Origin of the sequence: Acidihalobacter prosperus, from assembly GCF_000754095.2 — a bacterium.
GTDB lineage: Bacteria > Pseudomonadota > Gammaproteobacteria > DSM-5130 > Acidihalobacteraceae > Acidihalobacter > Acidihalobacter prosperus.
This window is the reverse complement of the sequence record NZ_JQSG02000001.1, coordinates 126,305-140,412: the sequence shown is the minus strand read 5'-3', so window position 1 is coordinate 140,412 and position 14,108 is coordinate 126,305. Positions and strand designations below refer to the sequence as shown.

General features: G+C 65.3%; 18 protein-coding genes. 2 read left to right on the top strand and 16 right to left on the bottom strand.

The genetic code is table 11. The features are described from left to right. Window positions 1-20: 20 nt before the first annotated feature. The 12 genes from acpS to rpoE form a co-directional block, all read right to left on the bottom strand. Window positions 21-404 (bottom strand): holo-ACP synthase, encoded by a 384-nt coding sequence (gene acpS / locus THPRO_RS00690; protein ID WP_065089069.1) that lies wholly within the window; start codon window positions 402-404, stop codon window positions 21-23. Continuing rightward, the gene (gene pdxJ, locus THPRO_RS00685) at window positions 404-1,126 is read right to left on the bottom strand and encodes a pyridoxine 5'-phosphate synthase (RefSeq protein WP_038087341.1); all 723 of its coding nucleotides are present in this window, start codon (window positions 1,124-1,126) and stop codon (window positions 404-406) included. The genes acpS and pdxJ overlap by 1 nt, the downstream gene beginning before the upstream one ends. Before the next feature lie 28 nt (window positions 1,127-1,154). Then, complete coding sequence (recO, locus tag THPRO_RS00680) at window positions 1,155-1,904, bottom strand: DNA repair protein RecO (protein WP_052064077.1); 750 nt, start codon at window positions 1,902-1,904, stop codon at window positions 1,155-1,157. Next, a complete protein-coding gene (gene era / locus THPRO_RS00675) occupies window positions 1,889-2,818 on the bottom strand; it encodes a GTPase Era (RefSeq protein ID WP_038087342.1) in 930 nt (309 codons plus the stop codon). Before era ends, recO begins: the two co-directional genes overlap by 16 nt. Beyond that, entirely contained in the window at window positions 2,808-3,500 is a 693-nt protein-coding gene (rnc, locus tag THPRO_RS00670; protein ID WP_038087345.1) for a ribonuclease III, read from the bottom strand. Before rnc ends, era begins: the two co-directional genes overlap by 11 nt. Beyond that, window positions 3,493-3,879 (bottom strand): DUF4845 domain-containing protein, encoded by a 387-nt coding sequence (locus tag THPRO_RS00665; protein ID WP_082954336.1) that lies wholly within the window; start codon window positions 3,877-3,879, stop codon window positions 3,493-3,495. The genes rnc and THPRO_RS00665 overlap by 8 nt, the downstream gene beginning before the upstream one ends. Window positions 3,880-3,943: 64 nt before the next feature. Further along, entirely contained in the window at window positions 3,944-4,783 is an 840-nt protein-coding gene (gene lepB, locus THPRO_RS00660) for a signal peptidase I (RefSeq protein WP_038087352.1), read from the bottom strand. A 58-nt stretch (window positions 4,784-4,841) separates the two neighbouring features. Further along, window positions 4,842-6,644: a translation elongation factor 4 gene (gene lepA, locus THPRO_RS00655; protein WP_038087355.1), complete on the bottom strand. Its 1,803-nt coding sequence runs from the start codon at window positions 6,642-6,644 to the stop codon at window positions 4,842-4,844. Beyond that, window positions 6,637-6,876, bottom strand: a complete 240-nt coding sequence (locus tag THPRO_RS00650; protein ID WP_038087639.1) for a glutaredoxin family protein — start codon at window positions 6,874-6,876, stop codon at window positions 6,637-6,639. Before THPRO_RS00650 ends, lepA begins: the two co-directional genes overlap by 8 nt. Before the next feature lie 151 nt (window positions 6,877-7,027). Continuing rightward, complete coding sequence (locus tag THPRO_RS00645) at window positions 7,028-8,014, bottom strand: MucB/RseB C-terminal domain-containing protein (protein ID WP_038087358.1); 987 nt, start codon at window positions 8,012-8,014, stop codon at window positions 7,028-7,030. 12 nt (window positions 8,015-8,026) lie between these two features. After that, complete coding sequence (locus THPRO_RS00640) at window positions 8,027-8,590, bottom strand: sigma-E factor negative regulatory protein (protein ID WP_082954335.1); 564 nt, start codon at window positions 8,588-8,590, stop codon at window positions 8,027-8,029. 71 nt (window positions 8,591-8,661) lie between these two features. After that, entirely contained in the window at window positions 8,662-9,240 is a 579-nt protein-coding gene (rpoE, locus tag THPRO_RS00635; protein WP_038087360.1) for an RNA polymerase sigma factor RpoE, read from the bottom strand. A 108-nt stretch (window positions 9,241-9,348) separates the two neighbouring features. Here rpoE and nadB point away from each other — a divergent pair, with 108 nt between their 5' ends. After that, window positions 9,349-11,031: an L-aspartate oxidase gene (nadB, locus tag THPRO_RS00630; RefSeq protein WP_052064079.1), complete on the top strand. Its 1,683-nt coding sequence runs from the start codon at window positions 9,349-9,351 to the stop codon at window positions 11,029-11,031. After that, on the top strand, window positions 11,031-11,855 hold the full coding sequence (locus THPRO_RS00625) for a sulfurtransferase (RefSeq protein WP_201786909.1): 825 nt from the start codon (window positions 11,031-11,033) through the stop codon (window positions 11,853-11,855). The genes nadB and THPRO_RS00625 overlap by 1 nt, the downstream gene beginning before the upstream one ends. 15 nt (window positions 11,856-11,870) lie before the next feature. Here THPRO_RS00625 and orn read toward each other — a convergent pair whose 3' ends face one another. The 4 genes from orn to THPRO_RS00605 form a co-directional block, all read right to left on the bottom strand. Beyond that, window positions 11,871-12,422 (bottom strand): oligoribonuclease, encoded by a 552-nt coding sequence (gene orn / locus THPRO_RS00620; protein WP_038087362.1) that lies wholly within the window; start codon window positions 12,420-12,422, stop codon window positions 11,871-11,873. Between the two features lie 71 nt (window positions 12,423-12,493). Further along, a complete protein-coding gene (locus tag THPRO_RS00615) occupies window positions 12,494-12,835 on the bottom strand; it encodes an AzlD domain-containing protein (RefSeq protein ID WP_038087370.1) in 342 nt (113 codons plus the stop codon). After that, on the bottom strand, window positions 12,832-13,518 hold the full coding sequence (locus tag THPRO_RS00610; protein ID WP_052064080.1) for an AzlC family ABC transporter permease: 687 nt from the start codon (window positions 13,516-13,518) through the stop codon (window positions 12,832-12,834). Before THPRO_RS00610 ends, THPRO_RS00615 begins: the two co-directional genes overlap by 4 nt. Beyond that, window positions 13,515-14,048, bottom strand: a complete 534-nt coding sequence (locus THPRO_RS00605; RefSeq protein WP_038087651.1) for a helix-turn-helix domain-containing protein — start codon at window positions 14,046-14,048, stop codon at window positions 13,515-13,517. The genes THPRO_RS00610 and THPRO_RS00605 overlap by 4 nt, the downstream gene beginning before the upstream one ends. Between the last annotated feature and the right edge of the window lie 60 nt (window positions 14,049-14,108).

Genomic DNA, 14,108 nt, shown 5'->3' with positions numbered 1-14,108 from the left:
CTCTCTCCTCGATCCGTTCCTCACGCGCCTTCGAGCACCACCAGCGCGATGACGTGTTCGTGTTCGTCGCTGAGCGACAGATGGCAGCCGGTCACCCCCAGTGCCGCCGCGCGTTCGGCGGCGACGCCGCTCAGCACCAGCGCCGGTTTGCCCAGGTCGTCGTGCGCCACCCGCAGATCGCGCAGCCTCACGCCGAGCGCGAAGCCGGTACCGAGCGCCTTGCTGCCCGCCTCCTTGGCGGCGAAGCGCTTGGCGAGATAACGCGCCGGTTCCGGCGCCTCGGCAAGACCCGGGCGTTCGTCTGGATGCAATACGCGTTCCGCGAGACGCTCGCCGTAGCGCGCATGCAGCCGCTCCAGCCGCGCCACCCTCACCAGATCCACGCCGATGCCGCGGATGGCCACTAGGCGCGCGCCGCCAGCATCAGCGCCTTCATCTCCTCGGTCGCCTGCTCCAGCCCCACGAACAGCGCGCGACAGACGATGGAATGACCGATATTGAGCTCCACCAGCTCCGGAATGGCGGCCACGGGGTCGACATTGTCGTAATCCAGACCATGCCCGGCGTTGACCTGAATACCCGCCGCATGCGCCTCGGCACTCATCCGGCGCAAGCGTTCCAGCTCGGCATCGCGCGCCGCGCCGGGCGGCAGATTGGCGTAACGCCCGGTATGCAGCTCGATCACCGGTGCGCCGGTGGAGACGATCGCCGGCAGCATGGCGACGTCGGGTTCGACGAACAGCGACACACGCACCCCGGCACCGGCCAGGCGCGCGCAGGCCTCGCGCAGGCGCGTCTGCATGCCGGTCACGTCGAGCCCGCCCTCGGTGGTCAGTTCCTCGCGCCGTTCGGGCACGATGCAGCAGTCGGCCGGTCCCACCCGGCAGGCGATCTCCACCATCTCGTCGGTGGCCGCCATTTCCAGGTTGACGCGCGTGGTCACATGATCGTGGATGCCGAACACGTCGGCATCCTGAATGTGCCGCCGATCCTCGCGCAGATGCAGCGTGATCGCGTCGGCGCCGCCGCGCTCGACGGCCGCGATCGCCTGCGTGAGGTCGGGATAAGGTGTACCGCGCGCCTGCCGCAGGGTGGCCACGTGGTCGATGTTGACGCCGAGTTTCATGTGCTTGCCTGTCCGGGAATGGGTGTGCTCAATCGTCCGAGCGGTCGGTAGGCCGCTCATTCTCGGCCATTCTGCGGTAACGTGCCAAGCCGCCGAGCAGGCTCCGCGTGCGCAGGCCCCGCGGACCGAGCTGGGCCTCCAGGGCGCTGCGCAGGACGCGCTTGGCCGCGGCGAGTGTTTCCGGGTCCGACCAGTCCTCGCGCGCCATCGCGAGCAGCGCCGCGCCGCTCACCGCGCCGGTCGCGCCGGACGTCGCAGCCACCGGACCGTGCTCCGGCAACAGGCGGTAGTATCGTGCCGGATCGAGATCCGCGCCGGTATCGGCCTCGCGGTCCAGCGCAGGCGCGTAGCCCAGCCCGGCCAACAGACGCAGCTCGAAGCTGCGCAACACCGGTTCGACCGGCAGTTCGGCCGTCAGTGAGCGCAGCGCGGCGGCGTAGGCCTCGTAGATGTCCGGGACTTCCTGGTGGCGCGGCAACAGGCGCATCAGCAGTTCGTTGAGGTACAGCCCCACGCCGACGACGGCCGGCGGCAGGCGATGGCAATCCAGTTCCTCGACGCCGGTCAGGGTGCCCAGATCGCCCTGCGCGCGCCAGCCGAGGTGCAGGCGGCGAAACGGCTGTAACCTGGCTGCCGCCTCGCCGCGGCGGCTACGCGCGCCGCGGGCGACCACGCCTTCGCGGCCATGCTCCAGGGTGACGATCTCGACCAGCAGGCTGGTTTCGCGGTAGCTGCGCGCATGCAGCACGTAGCCTTCCGCACTCAGGTTTTCGGCCACCGCGCCTCGTCCATCTCCAGCTGTTGCAGTAAGCGCGGGTCGTCCTGCCATCCGGCCCTAACCTTGACCCAAAGCTCCAGGAATACCCGGGTATCGAGCAACGTCTCGAGAGACTTGCGCGCCTGGCTGCCGATAGCCTTGAGCCGCTCGCCGCCTCGCCCGATCACAATGGCCTTCTGGCCGTCGCGTTCGACCCAGATGGTCGCCGCGATGCGCGTCAGCTTATCGCCCTCCTCGAAACGGTCGATGGTCACCGCCGCCGCATAGGGCACCTCATCGCCCAGGCTGCGCATGACCTGCTCGCGGATGAATTCGGCACTGACGAAGCGCAGGCTGCGGTCGGTGAGCTGGTCTTCCGCGAAGGGCTTCGCCTCCACCACCGGCAGATAGCGCAGGCTGGTTTCGGCCAGGCGATCGGCGTTGTCGCCCTTGAGCGCCGACACGGGAAACATTTCGACGAACGCGTACAGCGCCTGCATTTTCTGCAGGAAGGGCAGCAGACGCGCGCGGTCGCTCAGTCGATCGATCTTGTTGACCACCAGCATCACCGGCCGCGCCTCCCGGCGCAGCGCATCGAGGATATAGGCATCCTCGTCCTCCCAGCGATCGGCCATGACCACGAACCAGACCAGGTCCGCCTCGGCCAAGGCACCGAGCGCGGCACGGTTGAGCGACTGGTTCAGCGCGCGCTTGCCGGGCAGACGGTGGATACCCGGGGTATCGAGCAGGGCGATCTGCCCCTGCGGCATATCGAGCACGCCGAGAATGCGGTGACGCGTCGTCTGAGGTTTGTCCGCGGTAATCGACAGCTTTTGTCCGAGCAATCGGTTGAGCAGGGTCGACTTGCCCACGTTGGGCCGGCCGACGATGGCGACATGGCCGGCATGCAGTACCTGGTGGGCCTCATCGGACACGCTTTTTTCCTTCCTGTTCGTTCAGTAGGGCCAGCATCGCTTCGGCGCTGGCCTGTTCCGCCTTGCGTCGACTGCTGCCGACGGCCTCGACCGCGAGCTTATCGCCGCCGAGCGCGCAACGCACCCGAAACGTCTGCTGATGGGGTTCGCCGGTGGCCTCGACGATATCGTAGATCGGCAGCGCCATGCCGGTAGACTGCAAACGTTCCTGCAGACGCGTCTTGGGATCCTTCAGGCTCTCGGCGCTCGGCAGGCGCTCGAAGCGCTCGCCGAAAAGCAGGCGCACGAAGTCCTGGGTGGCCGTAAAGCCGAGCACCAGATAATGGGCGCCGATCAGGGCCTCGACCACGTCGGCCAGAATGGAATCGCGGCGGAAACCACCGCTCTTGAGTTCGCCCTGCCCCAGGCGAAGCCGCTCGCCGAGGTCGCGCTCGCGCGCGATCCCGGCCAGGGTCTCGCGCTTGACCAGGGAGGCGCGCACTCGGCTCAATTCGCCCTCGCTGGCCTTGGGCAAGGCGGCATACAGCCACTCGGCGACGATCAACCCGAGCAGGGCGTCACCGAGAAACTCAAGGCGCTCGTAGTTCGAGCCGCCCACGCTGCGGTGGGTCAGCGCCTGCAGACACAGCGGCGAGGCCCGCAGCTCGGCGGGCAACCAGTCGGGCGGATTGACCTCAGTCACTGCTGCCGGTGTGCTCGTAATGCACCGAGTGCTTGAAGATGATCAGACCGTCGATATTCGCCAGCAGGTGCCGACGCACCACGTAGCTGATGGTTATCGTGGTTTCGTTGCCCACGGTTTTCATCTTGAAATCGTCGCGGTGGACGTCGTCGATATTGTTGATGTCGAAGCGGGTATTGATGGCGTCCCAAACCTGCAGATAATCCTTTTTGCCGATACCCGGCGAATGCGCCACTTCGTTCATGATCGAACGCACGCTGTAGTAATCCATGTACACCGGGAACAGGCGCACGCCGATCACGAACAACACGCCGAGAATCGCCGCGACCACCAACATCGACGCAATGGAGACACCCTGCTGCTTTCGTCTGCCTTGCATGCTCACACCCTCCGTTGACGTTCAGCCATATATTTCTGATGGGGCGTCGGATCGCGGAATAATTTTAATGGATCAGATCGCCGATTCTGTGAAAGTCTACCTGACCGTCCTGGAAATCCCAGTTGAACCAGATCAGGAAGGCGCGGCCGACGAGATTCTTCTGCGGCACGAATCCCCAATAGCGGCTGTCGTTGCTGTCGTCGCGGTTGTCGCCCATGACGAAATACTCGCCCTTGGGCACCACCACGCTCCCGGTCGGCACGGGGCGTCCCGGCATGATCAGGATATCGTGTTTCACCACGCTGCCGTTGCGGCGAGGCAGATCCTCCTGCTCGACGATGGCGCCGCCCATGAGATGATTGGGACCCTCGCCGGCGTAACGGCCGACGATCTTGGTCGGCACCAGTTTGCCGTTGATATAGAGCTTGTTGCCGTCGTAGGTGATGGTATCGCCGGGCAGGCCGATGATGCGCTTGATGTAATCCACCGAGGGATCGCGCGGATAGCGGAACACAACCACGTCGCCGCGCTGGGGCTCGCCGATGGGCAGAATCTTGGTGTGGATCAGAGGCAGCTTCAGTCCGTAGTCGAACTTGTTGACCAGGATGAAATCGCCGACCAGCAACGTGGGCATCATCGACCCCGACGGAATGCGGAAGGGCTCTGCCACGAAGGAGCGCAGCAGCAGCACCGCGAGCAGCACCGGGAAGAATGAGCGCGAGTATTCCACATACCAGGGCGCGCGAGAGCTGTCCCCATCCTTGTCGCCGGCGACCTCGCCGCGCAGACCGGCCTCGTAGGCCTGCTTGCGGCGTTTCGGCCCCCACCAGCGGGCATCCAGCAGCCAGATCACGCCGGTCAGGAAGACGCCGACGACGAGCACGAACTCAAGGTCAAAATTCATCAGTGGTTCCTATGTCAGTGGCGCACCGGCTGCCGCCATCCGCCTTCGCTCTGCATGATTATTTATCGACTTTCAGGACGGCCAGGAAGGCTTCCTGGGGAATCTCCACGCGTCCGACCGATTTCATGCGCTTCTTGCCGGCCTTCTGTTTTTCCAGCAGCTTGCGCTTGCGCGAGACGTCGCCGCCGTAGCATTTGGCCAGCACGTTCTTGCGCATCGCCTTGACGCTGGAGCGGGCGATGATGTGGGAGCCGATGGCCGCCTGGATCGCCACTTCGAACATCTGACGCGGGATGAGTTCCTTCATGCGCTCGGTCAGGTCGCGACCGCGCGACTGCGCCGTGTCGCGATGCAGGATAAGCGACAGCGCGTCCACGCGCTCGCCGTTGATCAGGATATCGACCTTGACCAGCGGCGCGGCCTGGAAGCGCTGGAAATGGTAATCGAACGAGGCGAAACCGCGGCTGACGGACTTCAAACGGTCGAAGAAGTCGAGCACCACCTCGTTGAGCGGCATATCGTAGGCCAGCGAGACCTGCTTGCCGAGATACAGCATCTTGGTCTGCACGCCGCGCTTTTCCACGCACAGGCTGATCACCGGGCCGACGAACTCCTGCGGCACCAGGATGTTCGCGCTGATGATCGGCTCGCGGATTTCGCCGATATAGTTCACCGCCGGCAGATCGCTGGGGTTGTGGATGCGCAGCGTTTCGCCCTTGGTGGTTTCCACCTCGTAGACCACGGTCGGCGCCGTGGTGATGAGGTCGAGGTCGTATTCGCGCTCCAGGCGCTCCTGCACGATCTCCATATGCAGCATGCCGAGGAAACCGCAACGGAAACCGAAACCGAGCGCCTGCGAGGTTTCCGGCTCGTAGGCCAGTGCGGCGTCGTTCAGACGCAGCTTGTCCAGGGCTTCGCGCAGATTCTCGTAGTCGTCGGACTCCACCGGGAAGATGCCGGCGAAGACGCGCGGCTGCACTTCCTTGAAGCCAGGCAGCGGCTTCGGCGCGGGATTGTCGATGCCGGTCAGGGTATCGCCCACCTTGGCGCCGTCGATCTCCTTGATGCTGGCGATCATGTAGCCCACCTCGCCCGCCTCCAGGCTTTCCGTCACCGTGGGCTTGGGGCGGAAGGTGCCGACCTTGTCGACCTGGTGCTGGCGCCCCGTGGACATCGCCTGAATACGCTGGCGAGGGGTGAGGCGGCCGGACACCACGCGCACCAGCGCCACCACGCCGACGTAGTTGTCGAACCAGGAATCGATGATCAGCGCCTGCAGCGGGCCGTCGCGGTCGCCTTCCGGCGGTGGAATGCGCGCCACCAGCTGTTCCAGCAGATCGGGCACGCCCTCGCCGGTCTTGGCGCTGATACGCAGCGCGTCGTGCGCCTCGATGCCGATGATTTCCTCGATCTCGTCGATCACCCGTTCCGGTTCGGCCGCGGGCAGGTCGATCTTGTTGAGTACCGGCACGACTTCGAGCCCCTGATCGATGGCCGTGTAGCAGTTGGCCACGCTCTGCGCCTCGACGCCCTGGGACGCATCGACCACCAGCAGCGCACCCTCGCAGGCAGCCAGCGAGCGGGAAACCTCGTAGGAGAAATCCACGTGACCGGGCGTATCGATGATGTTGAGCTGGTAGATCTCGCCGTCGGCGGCCTTGTAATCCAGGGATACGCTCTGCGCCTTGATGGTGATCCCGCGCTCGCGCTCGATGTCCATCGAATCGAGCACCTGCGCCGACATTTCGCGTTCGCTCAGGCCGCCGCACAGCTGGATCAGCCGGTCGGCCAGCGTGGACTTGCCGTGATCGATATGCGCGATGATGGAGAAATTACGTATGTTCTTGAGCGGCTTAGCCATCCGTCAGTGCCTGCCTCAGCGCCTTCTCGTCGAGGAAATGGCAGCACACCACGTCATCCTCGACCATCAGCACCGGTATTTTTTCATTGAAGCGCTCGCGCAGCGCCGGATCGGCGTCGATATCGACACGAGTGACCTCGAAACGCAGCTCCGTCGCCAGAGACGCCAGCACCTGTGCCATTTGTTCGCACAGGTGGCAGCCTTCGCGGTGATACAGCGTAAGCGTCCTCATATCCATCCCAATCGCCTCGCGCGCCGGGGCGTGAAAGACGCACGACGCGTCGCCGCATACCCCGGGAAGTGGAGCGAATTATGCAGATCGGGACGGGAAAACGCCATCGGAGACGACCGCCACCGTCGCCTCCGGCGTCCGGCTCTGGGGTTCAGCGCGTCTTCGAATACGTCAGTGCGCCGGCGATCCGGCGCACGGTGATGCGCGGCACCTCGCCCATCACGGTTACCAGAGCACCGTGAGAAGACGTGGTCAGCACATTCAGCGCACCGCTACGCTCCATGCTGCTGGCCGCATGCACGGCATGCTCATGCGTGGCGATGAACACCGAAACCGTCGCCACGCCGTCACCCAGTACGAAATGCCGGACCGGGTCGCCGCTAGCGCTGAAACGGCGGGTCTGCGCGGCGCGCAGCACGAATCCGGGCGGCAACGCCGAAGGCTTGAAGCTCCAGCGGCTGCCGTCATGCTTGGCCTCGTCGCCGGCCTGACGCGTCTTGACCCAGCGCAGGGTATATTGAGGACCGAGTACGGGTGGCTTGAAGGCGGCCGGCTTGAGACCCGTCACGAGCTTGATATCCGTGAACAACAGCCGCTCGACGGGGTTTCCCTGTCGGTCGATCACCTCGGATTCGAGCGGCAGATGGTTGCCGACATCGACGCACATGCGGTGCTGATAGCGATAGCGGTCGATCGGCTTGAGCACGAGGACGCGGCAGGTTTGCCCCGCGATGCGCTTGGTCGCACCCAGTTCGAGGTGGTAATAAGGCGTTGCGTGGGCGTCCGAGGCGAAGCGCCCAGGCAAGCTGGAATGGCTATCCCGGTGCATGATGACCACCGACTTGGTCGATGGTCGCACGTAGGTCACCAGATCGCCGTCGACGAGTACCTCGCGACGCGCGCCGTCCTGGGAAACGAGGCGCTCGTATTCCTTGCCGTCATGCCAGGCATGCTCGACCTTGAGGGTGCTGAGCGATGCGCCGTTCTGGTAGACGAATATGCCGCGGTAATCGAGCGTGCGCGCCGCATGCCGCATCTGCGAAAAAAGCCCATGCGCCGCGTCCGTGGCGGCGCCGGCCTGGATCGGCGGCAAAAGAAAGACCCCGCCGAGCAAGCCGGCAATCGAAGCGACACGCACGCCTGAAGTCGCCTAGCGGGCAGGCGTGTAGCTGACCATGCGCACGTAAGGCATCATGCCCTGCCCACCCGTCTGTTCGGCGTGGCTTAGCAGATAGCTGTTCATGCGCATGTAGCTTTCCAGCTGGGTCGGCACGTGATGTCCCGGATCTGCAGTCGGCTCGACATCGGCCACGCGTTCGAAACCGTTGCCCGGCAGCGCCTGCTGCATCAGATCGCCGCCAATCTGGCCGGGACCCATCATGGATTGCAGGCCGATCACCATTGCGCCCGCCACCGAGGCAGCCATGGCAAACCCCAGCAGCGGCTTGGCCCAGCGCGACTGCGCGCGCCGAGGCGACACGGCCTCGTCCTGCTCGGCAGCCAGCCGCGCCATGACGCCGGCGCTGAAGTCCGCGGCGGCAATCTGCTTCACATCGCGACGCAGCACGTCGCCGATAAGATGATAGCGGCCCCAGCGTTCGCGCAGATCGGCATCGCTCAGCAGCAGGTCAACGGACCTGCGGATCTCGAAACGGCTGCTTTCCCCGTCCATGAGAGCCGAAATTTGCTCGTCTTTATGCGTCATCGTCGTCATGTTTTTCGTCCTGCCGGCGGTAACGGAGCCGACTATCAAGTCATACCTCAAAACTCACCCGGCACATGGCGCTAGTCCAATAACGGCCGCAGACTGCGGTCTATCGACTCGCGCGCGCGGAATATCCGCGAGCGCACCGTCCCGATCGGACATCCCATGACCTGGGCGATCTCCTCGTAGCTCATGCCCTCAAGCTCGCGCAGGGTAATCGCGGTCTTGAGATCCTCTGGCAGGGTTTCAATCGCATTGAAAACTCGCTGCCTTATTTCCTCAGACAACAATTCCCCTTCAGGAGTTGCATATTCTTTCAATCCGGATTCGCCATCGAGGCGCTCGGCGTCTTCCGCGTTCACCTCGTATTCGGGCGAACGCCGCGATTCAGCCACCAGATGATTCTTTGCGGTGTTGATCGCGATCCTGTACAGCCAGGTATAGAACGCACTTTCACCGCGAAAGTTTCCCAATCCGCGATATGCCTTGATGAAGGCCTCCTGCGCGACGTCCTGCGCGGCCGAAGGCTCATGGACGTAGCGCCCGATCAGGTTGAGGATTTTGTGCTGGTATTTACGCACCAGCAGGTCGAAGGCCCGCATGTCCCCGCTCTGCACACGACGCACCAGTTCCGCATCGGGAATACCCCCTTGCTCCATCAGGAAAGTCCTTCCCGGGGGTTCGTTATTCCGTCCATGTCCCCCTCCTGGTTCCGTAACAAGGCCCTGCGCATCGGGTCCACAAAGTGTGACAAAATAGCTGATTCTATGACGCACCCACAAGGCACAGACCTGGAATACGACGTCCTCATCATCGGCAGCGGCGCGGCGGGTCTAAGCGCCGCGCTGAGACTGGCCGACACCCTGCGCGTCGCCGTCATGAGCAAAGGCCCGCTGCACGAAGGCTGCACGTTCTACGCGCAGGGTGGCATTTCCGCGGTGTTCGATCGTCACGATTCCTTCGACAGCCATGCCGCCGACACGCTCGATGCCGGCGCCGGGCTCAACCATCCCGATGCCGTGCGCATGACGGTCGAGGGCGCGCCCGATGCGATCCGCTGGCTCAGCGAACTCGGCGTGCCATTCACCCGCCGCAGCGAATCCGGACGCAGCGGCGAATACCACCTCACCCGCGAGGGCGGACACAGCCACCGTCGAGTGGTGCACGCGGCCGACGCCACCGGCCGCGACGTCGAAACCACGCTGATCGCCCGAGCCCGCGAGCACCACGGCATCAGCCTGCTCGAAAATCACATCGCGGTGGACCTGATCACCGCGCGCAAGCTCGGCGCCGCCGGCGACGACCGGGTTCTTGGAGCCTATGTCCTCGATCGAAGTTCCGACCGCGTGATCACCATCGCCGCACGCACGGTGGTGCTGGCCACCGGCGGCGCCAGCAAGGTCTACCTCTACACCTCCAACCCGGACGGCGCTTCGGGAGACGGCATTGCCATGGCCTGGCGCGCCGGCTGCCGTGTGGCGAACATGGAATTCATGCAGTTCCATCCCACCGTGCTCTACGAACCCCGCGCCAAGGCATTTCTGATCAGCGAAGCCCTGCGCGGCGAGGGCGCGCGCCTGCAGCTGCCCGACGGCACACGCTTCATGCAGCGATTCGACCCACGCGGCGACCTCGCGCCGCGCGATATCGTGGCACGCGCCATCGATCATGAAATGAAACGCCTGGGCATCGATTGCGTCTATCTCGACATCAGCCATCGTCCTGCGGATTTCATCCGCGAACATTTCCCCAACATACACGCCCGCTGCCTGTCGCTGGGTTACGATATGACCAGGGAACCGATCCCGGTGGTGCCGGCCGCCCACTACACCTGCGGCGGCGTGGTCACCGATCTGCACGGGCGCAGCGACATCGAGGGTCTGTACGCCATCGGCGAAGTCGCCTGCACCGGCCTTCACGGCGCCAACCGCATGGCCAGCAATTCGCTGCTCGAATGCCTGATCTTCGCCAAGGCCGCCGCCGCCGACATCCATGCGCGACATGCATCGTCGCACCCTGCCACGCGAGCGCTGCCGTCCTGGGACGACAGCCAGGTGAGCGACTCCGACGAGGAGATCGTGGTCACCCACAACTGGGCGGAATTGAGACGATTCATGTGGGATTACGTCGGCATCGTGCGCAGCAGCAAGCGGCTGCGGCGCGCACTCAGCCGCGTCGACCTGCTGCTGGCCGAAATCGACGAGTACTACCGCCACTTCCGCATCGGCAATAACCTCGTCGAGCTACGCAATCTGGCCCTGGTCGCCAAACTGATCATCGTTTCCGCCCTCGCGCGCCACGAAAGCCGCGGGCTGCATTTCACCTTGGATTTTCCCGAGGCGGACCCCACACTGGAACAGTGCGACACCCTTCTCGCCCCGGACCTGACGCAACCGGGCCTCCCGCCCCAGGTCGTCTCGCCGGCGGCGAAAACGCCAGGAGATCCATGATGACCGCAAATACCCCGCTGATGATCGAACCCGACGCACTGGAACGACTGCTCGGCGACCCCGGGCTGATCGTGGTCGATCTGTGCAAGGCGGAGATCTACTCGTCCGGGCACATACCGGGCGCGGTCCACGTCGAATACGCCGACATCGTCGACGCCCGGCCACCGGTGGCCGGGCTGCTGCCCGACGAGCCGCGCATGAGCGCCCTGCTCTCCGCCATCGGCTTTGCCGACGGCAAGCACATCGTGGCCTACGATGACGAGGGTGGCGGCAAGGCCGCGCGCCTGCTGTGGACGCTGGCCGCCTACGGCCTGGAAGGCCATCGCATGCTCAACGGCGGACTGCACGCCTGGGCCAACGAAGGACATCCGCTCGAAGCCACCGCCGTCGCCCCGGAGCCGACGCAGTACCAGGCGCACTACCACGGCGGCGTGGTCGCCGACCGCGACTACATCGCCGCGCGCCTGGGCGACGCGCAGGTGCTGATTCTCGACACCCGAACCCAACCCGAATATCACGGCCACGACGTGCGCGCGGCGCGCGGCGGCCGCATCCCCGGCGCCCTGCATTTCGAGTGGACCCGGGCGATGGACCGCAACCGCAACCTGCGCATCCGCGAGGAAGACGAATTACGACGCGAACTCGAAGCCCTGGGCGTCACGCCGGACAAGGAAATCGTCTGCTATTGCCAGACGCACCACCGCTCAGCGCATACCTGGGCGCTGCTGCGCCACCTTGGCTACAACAACGTCAAGGGCTACCCCGGCGCCTGGTCGGACTGGGGCAATGCACAGCACCTGCCGCTGGAACACGGCCCGAGCTGACGTCCCGCACGCCGCTCATTCGAGCGGCGGCAGCAGATATTCGCGGTAGTAGCGCAGCTCCTCGATGGAGTCGCGGATATCCGCCAGCGCGAGGTGCTCCGAGGTCTTGGCAAAACCCTTGGCGACGCCCGGATACCAGCGCTTCGCCAGCTCCTTGAGCGTACTCACGTCCAGATTGCGGTAATGGAAGAACCGCTCCAGCTCGGGCATCAGCCGCGCGAGAAAGCGCCGGTCCTGGCAGATGCTGTTGCCGCACATCGGCGACACGCCCGGCGGCACATGCTCGCGCAGAAACGCCAGCGTGCGCGCCTCGGCTTCAGACGCATCGACCCGACTCTCGGCCACCCGGGCGATCAACCCCGACTGCCCGTGCTGGCGCTGATTCCATTCGTCCATCCCCGCCATCACCGCGGCCGGCTGATGGATCGCCAGCACCGGTCCCTCCGCCAGAACGTTCAGCACGCGGTCGGTCACCACGGTGGCGATTTCGATGATGACGTCCTGCTGGGGATCGAGTCCCGTCATTTCGAGATCGATCCAGATCAGGTTGTCCGGACTGGCGGGCATCGGGCATTCTCCTTCGGCATCGGTATACGTGGCGGCATTCTAGCTCACCCGGCCGCGTCACCCCACGCCGCTCATTGCAGCCAGGCCGAAGCCACGGCCAGCCACAGTCCGTAGGTGGCGAGTCCCGCCAGCATGCCGACCCACAGCTGACCGCTCAGACGCTGAAGCCAAAGCGCGACGACCAGCGACAGCAGCTCGCCGCCCAGGGTCGCAGCCACGGGTGCGTGCCCGGCCGGCACCAGCGACACCACCGCGAAGGCTGCGATCAGAGCCGCGCCGGCCGGCTCGAACAGACGGCCGAGGCGATGCTCGCCGCGCACCGCCGAACCTACCAGCCAGGCGCCGGCCAGGCGGATGGCGTATGTCCCCACCGCCAGCACGCAGGCGCCGATCAGCCAGTCGTGCAGATTCATCGCACGCGCGCCAGCCAGGCGGCGGCCATCCCGGCCACCGCGGCGGCCACCAACGCCGCCGCGCTTTCTCCTTGCCACTGCAACGCCAGCGCCGTCAGCGCCCCGGCGGTCGAGGCCGCCCGCATGCGCGCCTGCCCGAGCAACGGCGGCAGCAGCAGCACGAATAACAGCGGCAAGGCGAAATCCAGCACCGGCTTGAACAACGGCGACCAGGCGAGCATGCCGGCGCCGCCGAGCGCACCCAAGGTCGTCCCGCCCTGCCAGGCCAGATAGGCGCCGATCTCAAGCCCCACCAGCCAATCGCGCCGCATCTTCGCGGAAGCGGACGCAGGCAGGCGACCATAGGCGGCGGCGAAGGTCTCGTCGGTCAGCCCGAAGGCAATGCCGGCCCGGCTGCGCCGGTTCAAGCCGGCAAGCTGCCGGCTCAAGGCCGGACCATAGACGAAATGGCGCAGATTGAGGATCAGTGCGAGCAGCGCCGCCGACAGCGGCGCTGCTCCCAGCGACAGCGTAGCCAGCAACGCGAACTGGCTGGCACCGGCATAGACGACCGCAGAGACGAAGGCGAGCGACCAGTACGGCAAACCGCTGGCCTGCCCTGCCACGCCAAAGGCAACGGCCACCGGCAAATAGCCTGCCGCGATCGGCACACTGGCGGCAAAACCATCCCGCAGGACCCTCATGCCCTCGCCTCCGCGACCGCGTAGCGCATCATCACCAGCAGGGTTGCCGGACCGTCTCCCGTCGCATAAAGATGAGGTCTCGCGCCATCGAACGTCCACTCCACGCCGGCCGCAAGCATGCGGGTCGCGCCCAGCTCGCCCGCGCGGACCTGGCCCTGCAACACGATGACCCGCTCGTCTACGCGCAAGCCGTGCCCCACCGCCTCGCGCACCGCGCCCGCCTCCAGTGTCAGCAGGTAGCTTTCGAGCCGCGGGGGGCCGTCCTCGCGCGCCAGCAGCCGCACGTGCACACCCTCGTTAATGTCGGGCACCGAAGTGTCCGCGCCTTCGACGAGAGCACCGAAGGACACCGCCAGCGCGTCGGCCAACGCCCATAGGGTGACGATGGTGGGATTGCCGTTCCCTTGTTCCAGCGCCGACAAGGTGCCCTTGGAAATGCCGGCCAGTTCGGCCAGGCGGCTCAACGTAAGGCCTCGCGAGCCACGCAGCCGCGTCAGATTGCCTGCCACCACCTTACGGATTCCGTCCACCGTCCCGCCCTGCTCCACGAATCGTACATTTTACGAAACGATGTTCTCTATATCAAACGA

What these genes read in the sequence shown, in the direction of transcription:
- THPRO_RS00625 (WP_201786909.1), top strand. Translation starts at nt 11,031, where the DNA reads ATGACCGCAAATACCCCGCTGATGATCGAACCCGACGCACTGGAACGA.
- THPRO_RS00610 (WP_052064080.1), bottom strand. Translation starts at nt 13,518, where the DNA reads ATGAGGGTCCTGCGGGATGGTTTTGCCGCCAGTGTGCCGATCGCGGCA.
- lepB (WP_038087352.1), bottom strand. Translation starts at nt 4,783, where the DNA reads ATGAATTTTGACCTTGAGTTCGTGCTCGTCGTCGGCGTCTTCCTGACC.
- orn (WP_038087362.1), bottom strand. Translation starts at nt 12,422, where the DNA reads ATGCCCGCCAGTCCGGACAACCTGATCTGGATCGATCTCGAAATGACG.
- pdxJ (WP_038087341.1), bottom strand. Translation starts at nt 1,126, where the DNA reads ATGAAACTCGGCGTCAACATCGACCACGTGGCCACCCTGCGGCAGGCG.
- THPRO_RS00650 (WP_038087639.1), bottom strand. Translation starts at nt 6,876, where the DNA reads ATGAGGACGCTTACGCTGTATCACCGCGAAGGCTGCCACCTGTGCGAA.
- THPRO_RS00640 (WP_082954335.1), bottom strand. Translation starts at nt 8,590, where the DNA reads ATGACGACGATGACGCATAAAGACGAGCAAATTTCGGCTCTCATGGAC.
- lepA (WP_038087355.1), bottom strand. Translation starts at nt 6,644, where the DNA reads ATGGCTAAGCCGCTCAAGAACATACGTAATTTCTCCATCATCGCGCAT.
- rpoE (WP_038087360.1), bottom strand. Translation starts at nt 9,240, where the DNA reads ATGGAGCAAGGGGGTATTCCCGATGCGGAACTGGTGCGTCGTGTGCAG.
- THPRO_RS00665 (WP_082954336.1), bottom strand. Translation starts at nt 3,879, where the DNA reads ATGCAAGGCAGACGAAAGCAGCAGGGTGTCTCCATTGCGTCGATGTTG.
- nadB (WP_052064079.1), top strand. Translation starts at nt 9,349, where the DNA reads ATGACGCACCCACAAGGCACAGACCTGGAATACGACGTCCTCATCATC.
- THPRO_RS00615 (WP_038087370.1), bottom strand. Translation starts at nt 12,835, where the DNA reads ATGAATCTGCACGACTGGCTGATCGGCGCCTGCGTGCTGGCGGTGGGG.